Source organism: Streptomyces sp. NPDC051636, assembly GCF_044453765.1.
Classification (GTDB): Bacteria; Actinomycetota; Actinomycetes; order Streptomycetales; family Streptomycetaceae; genus Streptomyces.
In genome coordinates, this window is the sequence record NZ_JBITDA010000039.1 from 33,711 (window position 1) to 54,801 (window position 21,091).

16 protein-coding genes and 2 pseudogenes are annotated in these 21,091 nt (G+C 69.6%); 3 read left to right on the plus strand and 15 right to left on the minus strand.

Translation table 11 applies throughout. The features are described 5' to 3' along the window. Positions 1 to 100: 100 nt before the first annotated feature. Genes ACIBBH_RS38440 through ACIBBH_RS38485 form a run of 10 tightly spaced genes read right to left on the minus strand, consistent with a single transcriptional unit; the run spans position 101 to position 13,065 of the window. The gene (locus tag ACIBBH_RS38440) at positions 101 to 1,015 is read right to left on the minus strand and encodes a replication-relaxation family protein (RefSeq protein WP_399412971.1); all 915 of its coding nucleotides are present in this window, start codon (positions 1,013 to 1,015) and stop codon (positions 101 to 103) included. Continuing rightward, positions 1,006 to 3,636: an ATP/GTP-binding protein gene (locus ACIBBH_RS38445; RefSeq protein ID WP_399413001.1), complete on the minus strand. Its 2,631-nt coding sequence runs from the start codon at positions 3,634 to 3,636 to the stop codon at positions 1,006 to 1,008. The genes ACIBBH_RS38440 and ACIBBH_RS38445 overlap by 10 nt, the downstream gene beginning before the upstream one ends. Beyond that, positions 3,612 to 4,259 (minus strand): hypothetical protein, encoded by a 648-nt coding sequence (locus tag ACIBBH_RS38450; protein WP_399412973.1) that lies wholly within the window; start codon positions 4,257 to 4,259, stop codon positions 3,612 to 3,614. The genes ACIBBH_RS38445 and ACIBBH_RS38450 overlap by 25 nt, the downstream gene beginning before the upstream one ends. Then, positions 4,256 to 5,365: a C40 family peptidase gene (locus ACIBBH_RS38455; protein WP_399412975.1), complete on the minus strand. Its 1,110-nt coding sequence runs from the start codon at positions 5,363 to 5,365 to the stop codon at positions 4,256 to 4,258. Before ACIBBH_RS38455 ends, ACIBBH_RS38450 begins: the two co-directional genes overlap by 4 nt. 38 nt (positions 5,366 to 5,403) lie before the next feature. After that, positions 5,404 to 8,175: a hypothetical protein gene (locus tag ACIBBH_RS38460; RefSeq protein ID WP_399412976.1), complete on the minus strand. Its 2,772-nt coding sequence runs from the start codon at positions 8,173 to 8,175 to the stop codon at positions 5,404 to 5,406. A 1-nt stretch (position 8,176) separates the two neighbouring features. After that, a complete protein-coding gene (locus tag ACIBBH_RS38465; RefSeq protein WP_399412978.1) occupies positions 8,177 to 8,527 on the minus strand; it encodes a hypothetical protein in 351 nt (116 codons plus the stop codon). Continuing rightward, positions 8,527 to 11,217, minus strand: a complete 2,691-nt coding sequence (locus ACIBBH_RS38470; RefSeq protein WP_399412980.1) for an ATP-binding protein — start codon at positions 11,215 to 11,217, stop codon at positions 8,527 to 8,529. Before ACIBBH_RS38470 ends, ACIBBH_RS38465 begins: the two co-directional genes overlap by 1 nt. Then, on the minus strand, positions 11,214 to 11,798 hold the full coding sequence (locus tag ACIBBH_RS38475) for a hypothetical protein (protein WP_399412982.1): 585 nt from the start codon (positions 11,796 to 11,798) through the stop codon (positions 11,214 to 11,216). The genes ACIBBH_RS38470 and ACIBBH_RS38475 overlap by 4 nt, the downstream gene beginning before the upstream one ends. Continuing rightward, positions 11,795 to 12,136 carry a hypothetical protein gene (locus ACIBBH_RS38480; protein WP_399412984.1) on the minus strand — a complete coding sequence of 114 codons (342 nt, stop codon included), beginning with the start codon at positions 12,134 to 12,136 and terminating at the stop codon, positions 11,795 to 11,797. Before ACIBBH_RS38480 ends, ACIBBH_RS38475 begins: the two co-directional genes overlap by 4 nt. Then, positions 12,133 to 13,065, minus strand: a complete 933-nt coding sequence (locus ACIBBH_RS38485) for a conjugal transfer protein (protein WP_399412986.1) — start codon at positions 13,063 to 13,065, stop codon at positions 12,133 to 12,135. Before ACIBBH_RS38485 ends, ACIBBH_RS38480 begins: the two co-directional genes overlap by 4 nt. Positions 13,066 to 13,771: 706 nt before the next feature. Between ACIBBH_RS38485 and ACIBBH_RS38490 the strand changes: the two are divergent. Beyond that, a pseudogene (locus ACIBBH_RS38490) lies at positions 13,772 to 15,210 on the plus strand (hypothetical protein). A 105-nt stretch (positions 15,211 to 15,315) separates the two neighbouring features. Here ACIBBH_RS38490 and ACIBBH_RS38495 read toward each other — a convergent pair. The 3 genes from ACIBBH_RS38495 to ACIBBH_RS38505 all read right to left on the minus strand — a co-directional run bounded on the left by ACIBBH_RS38495 (position 15,316) and on the right by ACIBBH_RS38505 (position 17,659). Beyond that, complete coding sequence (locus ACIBBH_RS38495) at positions 15,316 to 15,537, minus strand: hypothetical protein (RefSeq protein ID WP_399412988.1); 222 nt, start codon at positions 15,535 to 15,537, stop codon at positions 15,316 to 15,318. Between the two features lie 94 nt (positions 15,538 to 15,631). After that, positions 15,632 to 15,781: a hypothetical protein gene (locus tag ACIBBH_RS38500; RefSeq protein WP_399412990.1), complete on the minus strand. Its 150-nt coding sequence runs from the start codon at positions 15,779 to 15,781 to the stop codon at positions 15,632 to 15,634. A gap of 1,377 nt (positions 15,782 to 17,158) precedes the next feature. Then, positions 17,159 to 17,659 carry a DUF6624 domain-containing protein gene (locus ACIBBH_RS38505; RefSeq protein ID WP_399412992.1) on the minus strand — a complete coding sequence of 167 codons (501 nt, stop codon included), beginning with the start codon at positions 17,657 to 17,659 and terminating at the stop codon, positions 17,159 to 17,161. Between the two features lie 159 nt (positions 17,660 to 17,818). Between ACIBBH_RS38505 and ACIBBH_RS38510 the strand changes: the two are divergent. Continuing rightward, a pseudogene (locus ACIBBH_RS38510) lies at positions 17,819 to 18,059 on the plus strand (transposase); the annotation flags it as partial. A 208-nt stretch (positions 18,060 to 18,267) separates the two neighbouring features. Beyond that, positions 18,268 to 18,957 carry a hypothetical protein gene (locus ACIBBH_RS38515; RefSeq protein WP_399412994.1) on the plus strand — a complete coding sequence of 230 codons (690 nt, stop codon included), beginning with the start codon at positions 18,268 to 18,270 and terminating at the stop codon, positions 18,955 to 18,957. 620 nt (positions 18,958 to 19,577) lie between these two features. Here ACIBBH_RS38515 and ACIBBH_RS38520 read toward each other — a convergent pair. After that, positions 19,578 to 20,402: a hypothetical protein gene (locus tag ACIBBH_RS38520; RefSeq protein WP_399412996.1), complete on the minus strand. Its 825-nt coding sequence runs from the start codon at positions 20,400 to 20,402 to the stop codon at positions 19,578 to 19,580. A 22-nt stretch (positions 20,403 to 20,424) separates the two neighbouring features. Next, the gene (locus tag ACIBBH_RS38525) at positions 20,425 to 20,565 is read right to left on the minus strand and encodes a hypothetical protein (RefSeq protein WP_399412998.1); all 141 of its coding nucleotides are present in this window, start codon (positions 20,563 to 20,565) and stop codon (positions 20,425 to 20,427) included. Positions 20,566 to 21,091 lie beyond the last annotated feature (526 nt).

Below are 21,091 nucleotides of genomic sequence, written 5' to 3' on the forward strand. Positions count from 1 at the left end.
CTCGTTGTGCAGAAGTAAACTACGTGTTCGCGATAGCAAATTTCAAGCTGTTTGAGGGGTAATTGCAAGGCTGCGAGATTCGGCCACGGCGAACGTGGTGTCACAGCTCGGTCCACGGACCGGGCTTGCAGCCATCCAGCGGCACCCACACGTCAGAAGCGGGGCCGTACTCCTCCAGGTCCTCGAGCACGACCGCTCCCAGGGGCACCTCGCGGGCCAGGTCGGCGACGAGCGGATGGTGGGCGACCATGGCCTTGAGGTCGCTGATCCGGTTGTCCATTGTCTGGCGTGAGGCGCCGGTCAGCACGAACAGGACCCGCGGAAACACCGGATACCAGCGCAGCCAGCCGGGCCCGCGCGCCTGCCGGCGGCGGCCGACGGGCTGCGGCTCGTACGCCCACAATCTGGCGTACTCGATCAGCTTCGCCGCCAGGCGCTCGCTGCTCATGGTGGCGCGGTCGACCTCGACGAACGCCCGCAGCTTGCGCCGCTGTTCGCCATTGATGAGCGTGTAGTGCATGACCGCGTCGGCGACGACCCTCTCTCCGTCGCCGATCGAGTGGAACACCTCGGGGGTCCAGTCCAGGTGACCGTGCTCGTCGCCGCGGCGGCGGGCATCCGCGACGAAGGCCAAGTGGGTCCGCAGGACGGTCAGGGTGTGCGGGGTCTTGAGCGAGGCCGCCGTCGCCGAGGTGATCGGATACGGGGGACGTCCCCGCAGCGCGGGCCAGTCACGCGTCAGGCGGGCTCCCTTGGGTGTGAGGTACCAGACCCGGCTGCGATGGGACTGCGGCAGTACGACGAAGCCGACCAGGCGCTCGCTGAGCATGTCGTTCAGCTGCTCCGAGACCGACTGCCGGGACCGGTCGGGCCGCAGCAGGACATGCAGCTGGTGGGTGGAGGCCATGCGGTGCTGAAAGAGCGTGGCGAGCAGCTGATGCTTGAGGGGCTCGACGGGGCTGGGCGTGAAGCCCGCCGCTGTGCGGTCCTTGGGCGGGACGGGGGTCAATTCCATTCGTTCTCCTTCGACAGGCGGACAGCGCTGGCGCCAGCGGGGGCGTGCGCGGTGAGGAAGGCGGTCACGCGGCCAAGCTGCGCGGTGGCGCGGTCAGTGAGCTGGTTCAGCGGGAGCGCCCCAGCGTTGGCCTGAGCGGCCCGCTCCAGTTGGGCGACCTGCTGGGGGCGGGCTTGAGCGGCGAAGACGTCGTCGAGATGGGGCCCACGCAGCTGGATGGGTCCGACGCGGCGGCCGTGCACGTTCATGGACACGTAGTGCTCGAACCGCTCCATGGTGGCGACCCGGTCGGGGCTGGGGTCATCGCCCCATTCCGCGGTGATCGGCGCGATCGCGGACCTGGAACCGGCGGTGGTGGCCAGCGTGGACGCGTTCTGTACCAAGGACAGCCGCACCGCCGCCGGCAGGCGGGCCAGCAGCTGCGTCATGCCGTGGATGTGGCATTTGTACTTGCGTAGGTCCTCGAACATCGACGCGATCGTCTCCGGGGCGGCTCCGGTAAGGGTGATCAGCTCGTCGAAGTACGGGCGAAACGGCACCCGCTTGGCTTCCGGGGTGTCGCGCCGGGAGCGCGCGGCCCGCAGCAGATCCTGAGCGAGCAGTGCGGTAAGCAACCGGTCGGTGGGCCCGTTGCCGCCGGGGCACACCCACACGATCATCTTGGAATCCATCGCAGCGCGAATGTTGTAGACGCCGACCGGCTGGCCGAGAAAGGCACGGGTGACCGGGTTGGCAGCAAGCCGGGCGATCGGGTTGAGGACGACAGCGAACGCGTCGGGCGGCAGGGTCGGGAACACCGACTTCCACCACGCGCGGGTCTCCTCATTCAGATGGCCCGCCACCGCGGCGAGCGCTGTCCTGCGGAATCCGGCATCGGTGATCAAGGCCCATACATGGAAGATCGTTGCCTGGTCCTCGGGCCGGCCGGCCTGGCAGGCCGCCTCGTTCACCGCGACCAGGACCGCCAGCGCAGCGGTGAGGATGGTCAGCGCACGCGGGGCCGTCGCATCGTCCCAGGCCAGCGCGGAGGCGTAGGCGTCGGCGATCGCCTCGACGACCTCGTGCGCCGTCTGGCCCTGGTGCATGGCGAGCGGATTCCACGAACTCACCTGCGGGTTCGTGCCCAGAGCATTGAGATCGACCAGTGCGATCCGCTCCATCAGGTGGTCATGTGCCAGGAACGGCAGGGCGCGCGGCCACGAGTCGCGGTGCGGGTCGACAAAGACCAGCCCGCCACCGGCATGCGCCCAGCCGATTGCCTGCGCCAGTGCCCTTTCCGTTTTGCCGCCGCCCGCCTTGCCGACCCCGACCTCGAACAAGGTCTCCTCGGCGTAGGTGGCCACCAGCCGCTCCCGGCCGTCTGGGCCCCGGTAGATGCCTTGCAGCAGCAAGTCCGGCTCACCCAATTCGAAAGTCGGCAGGTCAGTGGCGAGCACCGGCAGACGGCAGTGCACGGTCGGCGGCTTGAGGAGCCCAGTCAGCTCCTCAAGCCGCACCCAGTTCGCGCGGGGCGGCTGGCAGTGCCCCAGATTCCAGCGGCGCTCGAAACCGGGCCGGGCAGGCCAGTGGTCGGCGCCGGTCCGCCACGGCCCCAACCGCCAGCCACGCATGGTCCACCGTGAGCGCTCACCGAACACATCAAGAGCGGCCTGGAGTTGGGCGAGCCGGGCCTGGGCGCGGCCTTCGGTGTTCGAGGCACACATCACCAGCAACTGCACCCTCACCAGGTGGTCGTCCTCGGCGAGTTTGCCCAGGGCCTCGGTCGGCTCCACCCGGCGGGGCACCGGCGGCATCATCAGCCGCCGGCCGCCACCGGATGCGGGCTTGTCCGTGAGCATCTGCTGCAGCTGCCAGCCCAGGGAGTCTGGGATGCCGCTGGCGTCCTGCCGCAGCCAGCGCGCGGCCCGCTGGGCTTCCCGGAGCTCTGTGCGGCGGGCGGCACCCATCAGTTGCATCCGCCGGGCCTGCAACGCCCACTTCGGGGCACGCTGGATGCCGAGGCGGATCTCGGCGAGGTCACCGAACTCGGCGCGCAGGTCGGCCACGGCATCGACGAGCGGCTGGAGAGGATCGGGGGTGAGCGGCACCTCCCTCAGCGGAGAGGTGAGCTTGCCGCGCAAGATGAACTCGGCTCGCACGGTATGCGCCCGTGGCTCGTCGACGATCGGCTGGGCCCGGCTGACCGCGACATCCGGACCGAACGGGGTGATGGACAACAGCCGCTCACCACCCGCTGGCCCCTCGATGCGGTAGCGCAGCGGCGCACTGCCGTCCGCGCGCAGCCGGATCTGCACGGCCTTCGCCCGGCGCGGCGCCCACCACGGCATGGAGGTGGAGGCCCGGGCGAGCTGAACGCCGCGCCGGAAGATCTCTTCCAGATTCGGGTCGAAGTGCCGGGTGGAGACCAACTCCAGGGCCATCCGCTCGGCAGAGGCCCTGGCCGCGAGCCAGCGCACCACCGATTCGCACACGCCCCAGCACACGGCGATGGCCAGCGCGAGCAGATACCAGTGGTCATGGAGCCAGTCGGCGGCGTCGGCCAGGCCGGTGATCAGGCCGAGTACCTGACCGGTGGCCGTGTCATCGGCCCGGTCCGTCAGGTACGGGGCTGCGGAGTCCACGTCGCTGCTCCCTTCTTCGGAATTGTTCGGGTGAAGTGCCAGTCGGTGATGCGGAGGTCGGTGAAGGTCCCGCCGCGGTCCATGCCGGCCCACACCAGATGGACCACCGCCTTGTTCGGGCTGCCGTCGCGGCGGGCGATCGCGGCCTGGATCCGCAAGCGAGTGGCGGCGAACGCCGGGGCCACCGCTTGGCCTGAGTCGCCGAAGACGTCTGGCCACTTCGCGCGGCCGACTCCGGTGGCGTCCGCGCGCAGCAGCGCGCGACCGGCGGTGAGCAACTCCCGCTCGTCGGCGGCGGGAAGGTCAGCGGGCCAGGCTGCCTCCAGGTTCCGCTGGATGGCCCGGTCGCCGGCCACTCCCTCGCCGTGCAGGGGAAGAGCGGACGCGGCGGCCGACGACGTCGACGCGGCGGGCGTCGGGGAGGCAGCCGTGCCTACGGTCGGCTCGCTGGCGGGGGGCGGAGCAACCGCCGATGGCGAAACCGTGGTCGCATGAGCGGTCGACGCCGTCGCCGGGGCCGACGGCTCCCGATAGTGCGGCACGCCCAGCAGAGCGACGCCAATGACAGCGAAAATGACGGTGCTCAGCACCAGCAGACGCGGTGAGCGCGGAATGGTAGTCACAGCAGTCGCGCTCCCCCCGCAAAGCCGGACATGGCGTTGACCGAGTCCAGTCGGACGACCGTGCCCGGGCGGGCAGCGTTGACCATCTGACCGCTGCCGATGTAGATGCCGACGTGATAGATCGTGGAGTCGCGGCCGGGGGCATAGGCGTAGAAGACGAGATCACCCGGCTTGAGGGCACCGGTCCCGAGACCAGCGGGGATCCGCCGACCGACCCCGGCTTGCGCGGCCGCGGTGCGCGGCAGGCGAATGCCGGCCTTGGCGAACGCATAGGCGGTCAGCCCCGAGCAGTCGAAGCCCTTGGTACGCGCGCCGCTCTTGCCGCTGGGGGAGCAGCAGAACCCGTACGACGGACCCTTGGCGTTGCCGCCGCCCCAGGAGTACGGCACCCCGCGCTGGGAGAGCGCCGCCTCGATGGCGGTGCGGACCTTGCCCGAGACGTTCTTGAGGTCCGGGTCCTTGGCGGCCGCCGTGTACTGGTCGATCCAGCCCAGCACGTCGGCGACGTACTCGCTCGAGTGGTTGTACTGCAGGATCGCGGCCTTGAGCTGGGCACGCTTGGTCAGGTCACGGCCGTTGCCGCATAGGTAGATCGCGGCGCTGAGCGCGGCGTCGTCGGCGTTGTGCGGGTCGGCGATCTTGTCGCCGCCTGCGTCCTTGCCGATCGACTCCCAGGTGGAGGGCATGAACTGGAAGGGGCCGACGGCGCGCTCACCGGTGGCGGTGCCGTCCCACTTGCCGTTGTCGGTGTCGGGAAAGACGGTGGTGTTGCCGCCGGCGCCGGAGCCGTTGAGGAGCACCCCGTAGATCTTCGGGCGGATGTCGCCGTTGTCGGTGATGTTGCGGCCCACCGCGTGGTTGGACTCGACCTTGGCGATGCCGGCGAGGATCGGCCAGCGCATGCCCTGGCACTTGGGCACGTACTTCCCGACCTGCTGGATGGCCTTCTTGTAGGCGGTCAGCATCCGCGGCGGGATGTACGCGGCACTGCCGCCCTCGGCGATCCCGCCGTCGTCCTGCTGACCCGTCTTCAGCGCGACGTAGGCGCTGATTGCGTTCCCGACCGGCGCGGCGCAGCACACGGCGGCGAACAGCAGCAGCGTCACCACACACCCCCACCGCGCCAGACGGCGCCCAGGCGGCCTCACTCGTCCTCACCGTCTTCCGGCTGCCGGGCCCGCTCCTGGCGCCGGCGCTCGGCGTCGGACGCGGTGCGCCGCATCAGGTCCTGGAACCGGCGATGCGCCTCGTCACGGGTGCTGTTGCGAGCGCCGCCTCCGCCGGGGAAGACCGGCCCGGACCGATCTGGGCCCTGGCGGGCCGGACGCCCGGGCCTGCCGAGATCGGACCGAGGCACTGGCGCAGGGCCGTTCCGGCAGGGGAGCGGTGCCGGAGGCGGAGTTGCTGCGGGCCCGCTCGCAGGCGTGGTCGGCGGTGGTGGGGCAGGGGTGGGACGGCTCGAAGGACGACCGGTGGGCGTGGGCCGCGGACGGGGTGCCGGGCGGGGGGTGGCGGTCGGTGTGGATGCGGTCGGCAGGCGGCGGCTGGTGAACGGACCGGTTCCGCCGCTGTCGTCAGTGTGGTCGCGGATGACGCGGGCGACGTGGCGCCCGGTGTCGCCCCAGGCCCGGCCGTCTTCGCGGACGGTGTTGCCCCACACCCGCACCTGTTGCCGGGCGTCCTGGGAGTAACGCGAGCCCCCCGACCGCGCGCGGCGCATATTGGCGGGCAGGCCGACCGTCGCCCCGTAGGCGGCGCGGCCGCCGCGGTGCAGGATGCGGTATCCGCGGAAGCGGACCAGCCGGTTGTGGGCGCGGGTCGACAGCAACGTGCGGTCGGTGTTCTGGTCGTGCACTTGGCCGGTGTTGCGGTCGATGACCTGGCCCTGCTCGTTGCGGTACCGGTCGGGCGGACCGGAGGGCCGACGCGGACCTGCGCCACCGCCTGAGCCACCGTCCCCACCGCCCGACGGCCCGCCCGCGCCCGGGTCGCCGTCGGCGGTGGGCTTGCGCCACTTGGCCAACTGCTCCTTGTCCGGGCGGCGGCCGATCAGCAGCCAGTGGGCGCCCTTGGCGCTGAGTCGTGCTCCGAGGCCGCCCACGGCCGTGGCCGCGGTGAGCGGGGCCAGGCCGCGCCCGGCTTCGGCGGTGGCATCGGCGAGGACACGGCCGGTGTCCACCGGCATGCCCGCACCGTCGAACAGGGAGGTGAGCGCGCCCATCAGCCGCTGCCGGGTGCCGAGCATCCCGAACCTGCCGCCGCCTCCGCCGGTGAAGGCGCGCAGCCCGCCGCCGTATCGGCCCATCGTAGCGGGGGAGTTCATGGCGAGCGCGGCGCCGAGCTCGGAGGTGTCGCCCGGCATGTGGGTGCCGCCGACCTTGGCGTAGCGCATGCGCATGGCCATGCGCCGGCCGAAGGAGGTGATGCCGGTCAGCAGTCTGCGGTGCCCCGCCGCGCCTGCGATGGCGAGGACGTCGATGAGCAGGATCCGCTCCACCATCAACTGGGGGCCGTTGGTGATGGTGGCGTCGACGGCGATCCCGAAGAACGGGATGAACGCGCAGATCCCGACCACGGCCAAGACCGCGATGCCCCACAGGGACAGCCACTTCCACACGCTCTGCCGCGGGGGTCCTGGCAGCATGGCGGCGATGAAGGTGACGCCGCCGGCGGCCGCGGCGGCCGCGCAGATGCCCTGGATGCCGAGCAGAACGATGGCGCTGGACAGGAGCATGCCGCAGATGAACAGTGCGGCGATCAGCAGCAGGAACGCGCCGCCGACCCGCCACCAGGTGGGCTTCTCGGCGTAGGCGGCGCACGACTTGCCGACCGGGCCGGCCTTCTTCATGTCCGCGAGGAACGCGGCGAACGCCTGGTCCTCCTCGCTGACGACCGGGTTGGCGGCATCCAGCAGCTCACCACCCGGAGTGAGTTCGGGCAGTGCCCCCGCGGTCCCCTTGTCGCCGTCGCCGCGCTGGCACCACTTCTTGGCGGGCCCTTTGACCAGGCGGCAGGGATCATCCTTGTCGTCTTTGGCCGGACCGGCCTCATAGCCGCCGGTGATCCACTTCAGGTGGACGGCGTAGGCCTTGCGATCGGCAGGCTTGGCCGGGTCGAGGACGCGCCCATACTGAAGGAGCATGTACGGCTTGACAATCAAGGCGTTGGTGATCGAGTCCTGGATGGGCCGGGCCACCTCGGTTGAGGAGACCGGTCCTTCGCCTTCACGTTCCAGGCACTTGAGTTCGGCGTTGCCGGCCATGCCGGCGCACGGGTCGTAGCTAGCGAGCTTGCCGCCCCAGTCGTAGGAGTTGACGCTTTGCTGGGCGACCTCGGCGGCGACCTGCTGGGACTGGCCCAAAGGGCCGTCCGTGCCGAGCAGTGTGTCGGGGCGGATGAGTGCCGAGGCGGCGATCGCCCCGATGAGCAGGGTGAGGAAGATTTCGCCCAGACCACGGCCGACCCGCCCGCGCACGATCATGAATCCGGCGAACACGAACGCCCACGCCAGCAGCAGACCTTTCAGCCCCAGGGTGTCGACCACCACGGTGTCGTAGGTGTCGGCGACCTTCTGCGCCGGGCGGGCGAGGATCTTCAGCAGCGGGAACCTGAAGGCGACCTCGATTGCCCAACCCGCCAGCCCGACCAGCAGCCGGATCAGGGTGAACAGGCCGCTGAGCGCGAAGGCGAGGGCCTGGGTCTTGAAGGCGACGATGGATCCGCCTGAAGCGTTCAGGTCGTACCCGTCGATCGGCACACCCTCGGAAGAGGTGATGTTCAGCGGGGCGAGCAGGTCGCCGGTCTCGCTGTTGCTGCCAGCCGCGTACACGACCTGGGTGTTCACGAAGAGGAACACACCGGTGAGCAGCACGACGAGGCCAGCGGAACGTAGGGTCGCGCGGTCTGGACGGAACACGTCAGCGCCGCCTTTGTCCGGCGGCGCCGCGCAGCCGCCACACCACGAGAGCACCCACACCTGCACCGGCGGGCACCAGCCTCCACGCCCCGCCGGCCAGGTCCTGATGACCGGCGGAGGCATGGGCCGCGGCGCCGCGCTCGCAGTACGCCTTGGCCGGGCCCACGATCAGGGCGCAGGGATCCCGGTGCGAGGCGTCGGCGGCGAAGGCCTGTCCGGTGTGCGGCCACCACGCGTCCGGCACGCCCACCCCAAGGACGAGCACGACCACGGCGACGACGACGGCGAGCACGGTGAGGACACTCATGGCGGCGGCGACGCGCTTCGAGCGGTCCCACGACAAAGTGGTCATCAGACGGTTTCCTTCGGACGGGTCTGTGAGGCCTCACCAGAGGGCGGCTCCGGCACCGTGGGGGAGACAGCGCTCGTGCGGCGTCCCGGCGTGGTGGTGATGGACGTGGTGATGCGCTCGATGCGGGGGATGGAGACCTTGATGCGGCCGGTGTTCTGCCGCGGGCAGGTCAGCAGGAACTCGCCCTCCCGGCCCTTCTGGCCGACCGGGGACAGGCCGGTGGTCACCAGCCGCAGCAGCTCGCCGTCGTTCGGGTCGAGCCCAACGAACTCCAGACCGCGACGGGCGCGTTCACGGTCAGCGGTGCGGGCGAGTGCCCGGTAGGCCATCAGACCGCGGTCGGGGCCAAGTTCCTCGGCATCGTGCGAGCCCGCCAAAAGCCCGGCGCCGTGCTTGCGGCCGTCGTGGAGGATCTCGTGGACCAGGGCGGTGCCTTCGGCGGACGAGGTGAGCCAGTACAGCTCGTCCAGGACGACGGCGGTGAACCGCTCGGGGTCCTCGAACGCGGTCTGCCGGGCGATCGCGGCGATCAGGTAGAGCACCGCCCGGCCGATCAGAGCCTCCAGCGGCTGCTGGTGCAGGATCTCGGGGTTGGCGAACGCGGCCTTGGGAGGCAGCTTCAGACCCGTGGTGGTGATCACGATCATGTCGGAGGCGCTGGAGGCGTCCAGCCGCACCGGCGGCAGCGTCGGGTCGAAGACCATCCGGGCCAGGGAGTTGGTGGCGACGACCCGGATGAGCCCGGCGAGGGTGGCGGCCGCGTCCTGCCGCTTGCCCGCCTCGCGCGTGGCCATCTCCTCGAGGACCTCAAGGACACGGTGCATGGACGGCTCGGGACTGGCGGCGGCCTGTTCGACGGCGTGGTGGAGGACCTCGCCGTTGGTGCTCATCGGGCCGATGCCGAGCTGCAGGGTGAGGTAGGACAGGGCGTAGTGCCGGCCCTCCGGCCCGTCGAACATCCGCAACGGATCGATGGACACCTCGGCCTGCGCGGCGTCGATGATCTGAACGCGGCCCTTGGCCGCGGTACGGGCAAAGGTCGCCCACTCGCGTACGGGGGTGCGGTCCATGCAGATCGCGCAGCCGCCGCGCGCCCACACGGCCTCGGCGATCAGCTTCTGCAGCACGCTCTTGCCCGCACCGAGATCCCCGACGATCCCCATCGACGCCGACGCATCCACCTTGGGCGCATCCGCCACGTTGATCATCACGGGGCGGGTGGTACCGCAGTCCAAGTCGATGCCGACGAACATGCCGTTCGGGTCGCCGACCTCCGCAGCGGTAAAGGCCCCACCCAGCGCCCAGTCTTCGGAGACCTGGTGCTGGGTGAACTCCCGCACGACACCCGGCCGTGCGGTGCCGGGCAGGCCGAGAGTGAAGAGGGCTTCCTGCAGACCGGCCGGGCGCACCGCCCGGTAGTCGGCGCCACCGAGCAGCGCCGCCAGGGCGCGGGCCCGGGCATCGCACACGGCCGCGGTCGGACCCCACACCGTCAGCACCGTCACCGACTGCACCTCGACCTCCACGCTGGTGCGGGAGAGGCGTGCGTCGAGCTCGCCCAGGTCGCGGGCGGCCTCGGTCAGGGACGCGGGCATGCCGGTGGGGCGGGCGTCGTACTGGTCGGCCTGGTCGATGAGTTCGTTCTTCTTGCGCCGCACCTGGTCGCGTGCCTTCTCCGCGGGCACGAGCGTGAGGTCGACGGTGTAGTCGACGGGGAAGTCGAGCATTTCCAGCTGGGCGAACAGGTCGGCGGCGTCCTGGCTGATGGCGGGTGGGCACTCGGCCAGCGCCAACTGCGCCTGGTAGCCCACCCCGTTGTCGGACTCGACCTGCAGCCAGCGCCGCCCGAGCGGCGAGCCGGTGTTCACTCGCCACCAGGCCTTCCGCCCGGATCGGGTGATGCGGCCCGCGCTCTTGAGCTCGTCGATGTCGTCAAGTTCGGGGTCGATGCCGCCTTCCTGCAGGCGCACCTGGCCGAGGTCGGCATAGCTGGGGGAGCGCAGCACCCCGTCACGGAGCTGCCCGCCGTACATCTCACTGGTCTCGGCCTCCGCCAGCAGCGGCTCGGCCATGCCGCGGTGGAGGGCGTGCTGGATCATCCACACGATCTCCGCCGGGCGGGCCGGGCGGAAAGCGATGCCGCCGGCGAGCGCCGCCTCCACCCGCGAGGCCTGCTCCCGGTAGGCGCTCACTTCGCGCCGGGCCACCGGCGCCGGACGCATGCCCAGCATCGGTGCAACCTCGGCCCACGCCGCACCGAGCGACACCGACACCTGCAGACTGCCTCTTTCGGTCTGCAGGGGCACGGCCAGCCACAGGGTGCGGCGGTGCATCTCCTGGTCGTCCAGCAGATCCAGGGTGGCCTCGACGTTCTCCACCCACGGGTGCCGGCCCGCACCGGGTGCCTGCTCGGCCGGCTCGATGCCCTCGATCATCCTCAGGGCGATCTCGCCCGGGTCGACCTGGGCGCACATGCCGAACAGGCGCGGGGCCCCGGACAGGGAGCGCACCAAGTGGGTGATCTTGGCGAGCTGTTCGTCGCGGACGGGGGCCGGCACGTAGGTGCCCTGGACGGTCTCCTCGCGGCGTCCCTGCGCGTCCGGGCCGGGGTGCAGGCGGTAGACGGCCCACACGCTGCCCTGCGTCGACCACACCAGGTGCCCGGCGATGTGACGGATCGGAACCCTCACCGCGCACCCCCGCTGTGCTGGGCGAGTGCGAGCAGCTGCTGAACACCCGACACCGGCCCCGCTGCGACCGGGGCAGGAACGGGCTGTGTGCGGCGGGGTGCGGACGAGCGGTCTGTGGCCGGGCTCGGGTGCGGCGCCCGGGCTGGACGCCGCTGAACCGCAGGGGATGGCGCCGCCTGCGCAGCGGGGACGGACGCGGGCGTGTACTCGATGGTGAAACCGCAGAACAGCGGGTGCGCAGCGCGGTCGCGGGCGGCTCGCCCGCCGATCCGCCCACCGCGGGGCTGCCAGCCGAGCAGCACCCAGCCCAAAGCGGCCTGCATCGGGGCACGGCCCCGGACCTTCGGCCGCCGCACCATCCAGATGACCAGGCCCCACCCGACGATGGGGACCGGCCCCATCCACGACCACCAGCTGATCGTCTTGACCAGAAGGAAGCCGCCGCCGACTGCGACCGCGATCTGCGCGGGCGTGTACGGGCCGAGCGGGATCTTCCAGTCCGCGACCTTGCCCAGTACCCAGGGGTGGCGGCGGGCGGCGGTGTAGAAGCGGCCCACCCGTGCCGCGGTGGCCGCGCTCACAGCCAGCCCCCGACGCCCGGCGAGTGGTCACGAGAGGCCGGGAGTTCGGACCGGACGACCCCAGGAACGGCGGGCGCGCCCTTGGAGGGGTTCTTCACCTCGTCGGTGAACATGTTCGCCAGGTCGTTGCGCGAGTTGTACAGACCCAGCGCGATCACCATCAGGAGCAGAGCGCCGATCCCCGCCTTCAGTGAGAACTTCTGGATCATGATGACGACGACCAGGCAGATCAGACCGGCCTGAAGACCCTTCGTCGCCCACTCCTTGAACATGTTGATCCAGCTATTGCCGAGGTCGTCCAGCTGCCCGGCGAGCATCAGGCTGTGCACGGTGTTCATCGGGCACCCCCGTCCTGAGCCGTGCCGGATTCCAGCGCGGCGACTTCCCACCGGCCCGAGCGGGCCTTGAGCGTGAGCTCGTAACCCAGCGGCCACCGGCCGGTCGCGTCCCGGGCTTCCACCGAGGCGAGGACCCGCACCTTTGTGCCGTCCGCCGGTACCTGCTCGGCTGCCGCGGCTTCCTCGACGGCGGACACCTCCTGGACGGCGACCGCGGTGTACGGGGCGGGGGAGACAGCGGGGAGGTTCACGCCGGGCGCCAGGTAGCGGTCGACCTCCCCGGCCCCCGTCAGGTAGGCGCCGAGGAACTGCCCGATAGCGGAGGACAGATCACCCTCCGGGACGGTCACGGCGTACGACGACTTCGGCACCTCGGCCCGGGCCGGGCCGGCCACCACGCCGGGCGCACCGGTCACCGTGAACGAGGAGCCCGTGCTGTCGGCGGCCACCGGCACGGCGTAGTACCGCACCGATCCGCCTGTGTACTGCGCAGCCACCGTCACCGACCACGCACCGCCGGCGCGCTGCGCACTGCGCACCGCCGTCACGGAGCCCGGCGCCGACTGCGCATCGGCGGCCGGGTCGGGCAGCTCCACGTCCGGCGCCATCGACTGCGCAAGCCGCGCCTGCGCACTCGTCTCGTCGTTCGCGCTGCTGCGCAGCCACGCGCCGACGAACACCTGCGCATAGCCGCCCGGGTCGGTGGCGGCCGTCGCGGTGCGCACGGCGGTGGGCTTGGTCGCGGGGGCTGCCGCGACCGTGGTCGGGGTGGAGGCGACGGCGACGCACAGGGCGATGGGGCCGGCCGCGATGACGGTCCAGACCGCCACGCGTGAGAGGCGTACGCGGCGGCGCATCGCCTCCAGCCGGGCGCCGGCCGCCATCGGAGCAGCGGCCTCGCTCTGTGAGACCTGCTTGCCAGGAGACATGGTCAAACTCCCAGGTCAGAACGGATGTTGCTGACCTTGAGAAAACCCGCCGACCCCGACCCGACCACCGACCACGAACCCCCGACCATGGTCACGATAGGGACACGAAGTCCATGGTCGGGGTCATGGTCGGCCCGACCATGACCCCGACCATGGGTCAGCCGCGAGCCGACGGCAGCCCACTGCGTCCGGCGTGCGTTGCCCGGACTGGCGACCGCTGTGCGACCACGTGCCGCATGGCCATCGGGCCCGGATACCGATGCGCAGACGGAAGCCGACCGGGCCGCGACAGACGCTGCGCAGTACGTGAGACGGACCTGCGCAAGAGGCGACCAGGAAGCTCGGGCAGACTGCGCAGCCTCCCCGGCACAACTCGACTGCGCAGGATCCCCAGGCCGGTTGCGCAGCCCGATTGCGCAACGCCCGTCCGGGGCTGCGCAGTCGGCTGCGCAATCACTGAGCGCCCGGGCTGAAGGCGCCGTGGTCGGCCCGACCATGAGCCCGACCACGGCAGCTAGACGGCTCTGTTGCCCGATCGTGACCGACGGTCGGGGCCCGTGGCCGTCAGCCTGGTCGGGGTCGGCGGGTGAGCTGACGCCATGGAACACACGCACGCCTCCACGCCCAGGACCCCCGGCCGCCCCACCGCGGCCGGCCCGGTGTGCCGCCGTGGCCACTGCGCGCGGCATGCGTCCGGGACACGGCGGTGAGCCGCTTCGGGGCGGGGGTCCGCCGGGGCGTAATGGCGGCCGATCAGTTCACCCAGATCGCCAACGCACTGTTCCGTGACGCCGGGCTGTCGTTCAAAGCGAAGGGACTCTTCGGGTACGTCAGTACGCACAGGAACGGCTGGCAGGTGACGGTCACCGACCTCGTCCGCCTGGGCCCGGACGGACGCGAAGCGGTACGCACCGGCCTGCGGGAGCTCGAGGCACACGGCTACCTGATCCGTGAACGCCTGCGCCGCCCGGACGGCACCCTCGGCGAGAGCGCCTACTGCATTACGGACCGACCGGCCACCTTGGACATCGCGCTGATCGAAGCCGACTTGATGGTCACGGCCCCCAAGGCCGAGCACGCCGCCGGCATACCCGCGGGGATCCGGCGGGGCGTGATGGCGGCCGATTCCTTCACCCAGATCGCCAACGGGCTCTTCCGCGACACCCAGTTGTCTTTCAAGGCCAAGGGCCTGTTCGGACTGCTCTCCACACATCGGGACGGCTGGCGGATGACCGTCTCCGACATCGCCCGCCGTGGCCGCGACGGTGACTCAGCCGTCAAGAGCGGGCTGAAGGAGCTGGAGAAGCATGGCTTCCTGGTCCGGGAACGCGAGCGCGGCGCAGACGGCACGCTCGGCGCGGCCGCGTACTTCCTCACCGACCTGCCCGCTCTGCAAAGCAGCAGGTCGCAACCAGAGTCGGGTTTTCCACCAGTGGATGACCCTACGTTGGCTGATCGGTCCACTAAGAACACCAACAGAAAGAAGACCACTCAGCAGAACACCAGCCCCCTCCGTCCGTGCCGCGGCGACGCGTCGCGAACACCGGGACGGACGGACCGGCCGGACACACCGACGTCCCCGCCGGCAGCGCCCGCGGCGGATGAGATGCACCCGGGGATCCTGCTGCTGCTCGAACTCGGGGCGGCTCGCCCCGAGCTGCTGCTGACCGGTCAGGCGCTGACCGACCAAGGCCGCGTCGTGACCGTGATGCTGGAATCCGGCTGGAGCCGCGAGCAGCTGCGGCACGTCATCGCCGACCGGCCCCTGCCGAATCCGGTACGGACCACGGTCGGCGCGATCATCGCTGCCCGCCTGCGCGCCGCCCAGGCCTACCCGCCGCCCACCCTCGCGGCCGACCACCACGACGCACCCGTCTGGGACGACCCGCCGCCGCAGCCGATGACCGGCTCCACCGCCGCACGCACGGTGGCCGAGGCTCTGACCTATCGGGCCCTTACCGAATGCGCCGGCTGCGGCGTTCCCGGAACCGCCCCCGGCGAGGACCTCTGCCCGGCCTGCCTCGGCTGGCCGCTCTGCCGCACTGCCCCGGCCCCACACCCCGGCGCGCCCACCCCGACGGCGACGGCCGCTGCACCACGTGCGCCTCCGCCTTGACCGCCCAACCGGAAGGAATCAGCCCATAACAGCCACGCTCACCCCCGGTGCGACGCGTACGCAGCGCCTTGCCCTGCGCGCTGCGGCCGTCGCCCTCAGCCTCCTCGCTGGCCTGTTCGCCACCGGCCACGGAGTCACCCATCGACGTCGCCCTGCCGGTGATGCTCCTCGCGCCACTGGTCGCCGAGCACCTGCCCGATCGGCTGGACGCCCGGGCCCGCGAACACTTCCGCAGCGTCGAAGGCGATGATGCCTGCCATTACATGCAGCGCCTCGCCGCCATGCACACCTCGCTCGTCCAGGCCGCTGCTGGCAGTGGCCGCTACGAGCTTCGTCGCTCGGCCGAGATCGGCCACGACCTGCTGTGGGACGCCGCCGGTCTGCTCCAGGTCCAGGACACCCGCGCGGACTCAGAAGGCCTCTTTGCTCCGGCTCAACGCCGGGTCACCGTCACAACTTCAGCCAGACCAGCGCCAGGGCTACGGCGGCCAGGACGATGCCCATGACCGGGACCGACGCGGGATGGGCCACGGCGATCAATCCGACAACCACCGCCGCAATCACAACGATCGCGAATACGGTGCGCTTGTCGTTGTTCACTGGTCCTCCAAGATTTCGAAAAGAGTCCAGCCGTCCTGGCGGGCGGGTCACGACGGTGGAGGGGCTGAGGGGTTAGCCCAGCAAGTACCCCCGGACAACCACTCGTCGGGGTTCGCGGCTGGTCGAAGGGGGCCGGCCACGCGAACGTCCTTCGCCGGATCAGTCCGGTGGAGGGCGTGCAGAAGACGACCGTGAGTGGTCATTCAAGAGCCAGAGCATCGCGGTGACCCGTGCCTACCGTTCGCGCAGCAGGCTCGAGGGGCCGGCTGTCGCCGCCGCGGAGGGTGCTGACGTCACTTTCGAGGAATTGCCGCAGTTCCTTGAGTGCGGCAGGTGTGGCGCTCACTTCCTGGCGAGTCTGCTCTGGGGAAGCAGCAATGGGTGCCGTCAGTCCCGTCACCACTCTCGTACGGAAGGCACTTCCCCGGCTGGGGCGAGGGTGATCTCTGATCCCGAGGCGATCGCCAGCTCACCTGTCCGAGCGACCGCCACCGAGGGGACGGCCTTGTGTTGCGGCAGCATGTGCGCAGGCCCGCCCGTGTCTGGGTCGTGCAGGTCCCACATGTGCACTGTGCCGGCCCAGCCACCGGTCACCACGACGGGTCGGCTGTCCCGTACGACGCAGGCCACAGTCGAGATCCGGCTTCCCGCGTGGAACGTCCGCTGCAAGGCGCCGTCGTGTGCCAGTTCCCGCACATTGATCTCCCCGTTGCCCCCCGGTAACGACCACAGGCCCGCCGTTCCATACTGTGCACGCCACCGAGCCACGCCCGCACTGTCGAGAAGCAGGCCAACCGGTCTGGCGTCCTCCAGATCCCACAGGCGGACCTCACTGTTGTCGCAGCCGATCACTGCGACCGGCCAGCCTCCAGGACCGTGCACGCCATCGCTCTTACCCCGCCGTAGTGGCCGGCGAGAGTGCACAGTTGGGAGCGGGAAGGGGGATCCAGACGCGTACCAGGGACGGTTTCCGGGGGTACACGAAACGCCGAACCTTTGCGACATCTCTTGCGCCTTCTCTTGCGGCTACTCCTGCGACATCTCTTGTGACATCTCTTGCGCGAGCCTCTCCGGGAGAGTCGACGCATCCGCTGGTCAACCAAGGTTTCCGCGCGTGGTCGGGGGTCTGACATCCCCCTTTCTGATAGGTCTGGAAGGGAATGACGAGAGGGCTGCAGATGGGTTGGTAGGCACCCCTGGGAGTCGGCCGTGCCGCCACTCTTGTCGTCAGAGCCGACAGGTGGTGCTTAGGGGGCGGATGGTGAGCTCCTGTACTTCGCCATGGACTTCAGCCTGCGTCACCCCGAGCACGCGAGGTCTCCCCGTCGGCGGGTCTGAGGTCGTGCACGGAGCCCAGGTCGTGTCGGCGCGCCTGTTTCAGCTTGTGTACCTCTTTCGCATGCGTCGGTCGTATGCAGCGGCAGTGTCCAGGCCCATCGCGGCGCGGCGTTCATCGAGGCCCTCGGGATCGTGAACGGGCTGGGGTTGAAGGCTGCCGCCTTCGTCGGTGTACTGCGTGCCATAGAGCTGGGGCTTCCCTACGCTGACTAGGACGCGGTCGGTGAGGTAGGCAAGGTGCCGTGCTGGCGCATCGCCAGCTTCGACAGCAGATTTCAGCAGTTCTAGAGCCTGGCGCTGGAACTCGCAGTCACGGTCGGCGTGCTGGACGAGGAGCCATGCGTCGTCGGCGCCCTGGCTGCCCACCAGCGTGATACCGGGCCAGCCATGCTCGGCAATGACAGTCTTGATCCAGGCTGTGTTATCAGCGTCAACCTGTGAGAGGTCCCCGGGCTCGCCAGTCTGAATACACCGATTGCGGGCTCGCTCGTCGGTCTCGGCACGGCGGCGGAGTTCGTTGGCCAGGTCTGCGTAAATCATGGTGTGGTCCCGCGATAGTCAGAGGAAGAGGGTCGTGATGGCTAGGGCTGCCCGGAGACGGTGCCCCGACATCGGCATGAATACCCATTGCGTAAGCAGCAGCTCTCTCGTGCGCACGAGGTGTGTCGGCGTCCAGTGGGGATCACCCCCCTTCCTTACCGCAAGAACGGCTGGCAGCTGGCCGAGTTCGCCGGGCACCGCTCGCCCGACGGTCTCCAGCGGCTCTTGAACGGGCGACCTGGGACGCCGACTACGTGCAGTTGTACGTCGCCAAACGCCTTGGCGAGCATGGCGGGGTGCTCGTCATCGACGACACCGGCTTCATCAAGAAAGCATCACCTCGGCCGGGGTGCAGCGCCAGTACTCCGAAACCGCCGGCCGCACCGAGGACTGCCAGATTCCTCACCGGCGACGCCTAAGCGGGCGCCCTTACCGGAGACAGAACAGCCGATTGCGGCGGTTCGGACGGCACCTTGCCCACCTTGGCTAAAGTGCAGTATCTTTTAGATGGGAGGCTGCCCTGGCATGACTTCGCCCCCCTGACCTGGCCACTCCGCCTGCCACCGCGCGACGCCATACCGGGCCCGCTTCCCGAAAGGAGAGCGTGAATGATCCGCGCCGGACGGCAACATCTCGTACGAACGAGTGAGCTCCTCGCTCAGGACATGGGCATGGCCCTGGGCACCTTCCGCAACAGGAAGCCCTACACCGCCGCTGGCTTCCCCGCACCGATCAGCTCTGCGGGCGCTCGGGTACTGCTGTGGGACAGCGAGCAGACCGACGCATACTTCGCCGGCGAGCCGGTGCCCGAGCTACCGCAGGCGGACTCCGACCAAGACATGCTCGACCGGCAGGAAGCCGCTGCCGAACTCCACGTTACGCCAAGAACCTGGGACGGATACAAGAAGGACCCGCGGATCGCCCCATACCTGGTGACGGTGTGCGGCGTGGAGCACTGTCCTCGGGCGGCCGTCCGGGACTTCAAAGCTTTCCGGCCAGGCAAGCAGGCGGCGACCGGCCGTCCGAAGGGCAGCAAGAACGCAATCTCGAGCACCCAGTTGCCCGGCCAAATCGCCGTGCTCCTCGACGTAGTCCCAGACATCACCATCCACGAGGTCTGTGACCAGTTGGGCGTCGCGTACGGAACGGCCCAGCGGGGCCTGGCCAAGCTGCGCAGCGACCGTATCGCCGACCTTATGAAGGCTGTGCCGGAGCTATCGTTCGAGCAGGCCGCAGACCGGCTCGGCTACCCAGCCATGGTGCGCAGGGCTGCTCGCGACGTCACCCGCAGGGGGTAGGAGAAAATCATGCGCGCAGTCGTCCGCTTCACCCTGACTCTCTGATCAATTCAGCGGGTTACGATCAGACGGACGTCCGGTCAGGCTGGTGTGCCTCGTGGGACCGAACGTCAGTGATGGCCGGCTGTGGGCCGCTAACCCCTCCGCATCGTGGAACCGGCCATCACACCCCAAGAGAAGCAGCAGGAGCGGAGCCTGGCCCTTCGGGAGCCCACTGTCAGGTACCCATCTGACCTGTCTGCGCGTCGTAACAAGGGGGGCGACGCGAGCACAGGCAAGCGCGGCTCCGTGCAGGTATTTGTCCCCGCAGCGTGGCAGGGCGGGGCGGGGCGCGCCCGTGCCGCTGGGGTAGCTCCGCTGCGCTGCGCTACCCCAGGCCGCGTGCCGGCCCTCCGCTGCGCTCCGGCCCGGTCCGAGCGCTCCGCGCTCTCACGCGCTGCGGGATACGGCAGCCGGTCAGCGGGCGCTCCGCGCCCGCTGACCTCGCTCCGCGCTGCCGTATCCCTTGCCCCTCGGCGCTCCGCGCCAAGGGGTCCCGGCACGTGCGCACCCCGCCCCGCCCTGCCACGCTGCGCGCGTTCCTGCCCGCCGTCACTGGCTGTGACGACGGGCAGGGTCTCTCACGCCCCGGAGAACCCCGGTCCTTCGGTGAGTAGGTCAGCGAGTGCGCGGGAGATACCTAGCCCGCACAACTTCTCTACGAATCCGAATTGTCCGTTGGGGTTGCACTCCAGGAAGTGCCACGAACCATCCTCGGCCACCGCGAAGTCAAATGCTCCGAAGTGCAGACCGAAGTGCTTCATGTACCTGTGAACCGCGTTGACGATCTCTCGTGGTGCGCTGGCAGGCTCGTAGTTTGCGTTTTCGTCCTGCCGCCAGTCCTCCAGCACGGAAGTAATCCGGCAGGGGAACAGCCGCTTTCCCACTACTGTCAGGCGGATGTCAGACCGCTTGCGGATGCGCTGTTGGTAGATCATCCCCTGCCCCAGAGGCACGAAAGTTTCCCCCTGGTGCAGAGGCTTGATGACGTGATCCGGATAGTTCTGTGTGAACGCGTGAATCTCATCCACGTCATTGCCGATCATGGTGCAAGGCACGTTAAATCCGCATTCACGGGCGGCCACGAGTTGCGACGGCTTGTGACGTGCCTTTTCGTTGTGGTCAGGGTGGTTAACCCACACCAGACCAGGAAGCGCCCGCAGCATGCCAACCAGTGCCTTGGCCTGCTCACTATCTACGGGTCCGGGACGACGCCAGTAGATGCCCTGGGGGCTGATCGTGGTTCGGTGGGCATCCTTGACGATGATTCGCTTCCCTGGAATTCCGCTGATCGTCAGTTCGTCATCGAGTGCAACTCGATGCACTTCCCTGCCTGTCTCGGTGCACTGCCGTACCACCAAGTCAGCGGTCACGTCATCCTGACTGGTGAGGATCAAAACCGTCATGCTCCGGTACTACCTCTCCTGTTTACTCGTCGTCCTTGACGGGGGGGTGGTTGTCCCCGGACCGGTGGGTCAGGGTCGGACCGAGCATGGCGACGGTGTCGATCACCGCCGTGCCGTTCGGAAGGTAGTTGAGCTGGGTTGCCGGGTCGTACTCGTACTCCATGGTTTCCTCCTGCGGTGTCTTCCGTGGATGTCGGAGGCCGCTAACCCCCGACATGGATAAGATACCGCACTTGAGCCATCGGAAAACCTTGAAGGGGAACCGAACGCTATTTTTTTCTGACGTCAAGTCAGATTCCTGCAAGGGGTCGATGAGCGCACAGCGTTTGGCAGCGCTCCGGAATTCATCCGAGGAGTGATGACCCTATTTTCCAGATCCTATCTTGGCAAAAAAATGATGCACTGGTGGCGTTCGACATAGGCCAGCCACGGGCTCGGCCGAGTCGGCGCACCCCGCTGCGCCACGGCGGGCGGCCCGACCACGCCACGCGCATGCCTGACCCACGCCGAGCCCGCCTGCCTTGTAGCCGCACGGGCCGTAGGCCCGTTTGCCGCGCGCAGCGCGGTGGAGGCTGGAGCGCAGCGGAAGCCTCCGGCCGGACGGAGCCCGGCACCGGATTGCAACGCAGTCCCACTCACTCCCGGAGCGCAGCGGAGGGAGTGTCAGTTCACCTGCGAAGCAAGCGAAC

Bases quoted from the DNA above. Each gene is read 5' to 3' on its own strand.
- ACIBBH_RS38440 (WP_399412971.1), bottom strand. From the start codon at position 1,015: ATGGAATTGACCCCCGTCCCGCCCAAGGACCGCACAGCGGCGGGCTTC.
- ACIBBH_RS38465 (WP_399412978.1), bottom strand. From the start codon at position 8,527: ATGACCACTTTGTCGTGGGACCGCTCGAAGCGCGTCGCCGCCGCCATG.
- ACIBBH_RS38480 (WP_399412984.1), bottom strand. From the start codon at position 12,136: ATGAACACCGTGCACAGCCTGATGCTCGCCGGGCAGCTGGACGACCTC.
- ACIBBH_RS38485 (WP_399412986.1), bottom strand. From the start codon at position 13,065: ATGTCTCCTGGCAAGCAGGTCTCACAGAGCGAGGCCGCTGCTCCGATG.
- ACIBBH_RS38505 (WP_399412992.1), bottom strand. From the start codon at position 17,659: ATGATTTACGCAGACCTGGCCAACGAACTCCGCCGCCGTGCCGAGACC.
- ACIBBH_RS38515 (WP_399412994.1), top strand. From the start codon at position 18,268: ATGATCCGCGCCGGACGGCAACATCTCGTACGAACGAGTGAGCTCCTC.
- ACIBBH_RS38520 (WP_399412996.1), bottom strand. From the start codon at position 20,402: ATGACGGTTTTGATCCTCACCAGTCAGGATGACGTGACCGCTGACTTG.
- ACIBBH_RS38525 (WP_399412998.1), bottom strand. From the start codon at position 20,565: ATGGAGTACGAGTACGACCCGGCAACCCAGCTCAACTACCTTCCGAAC.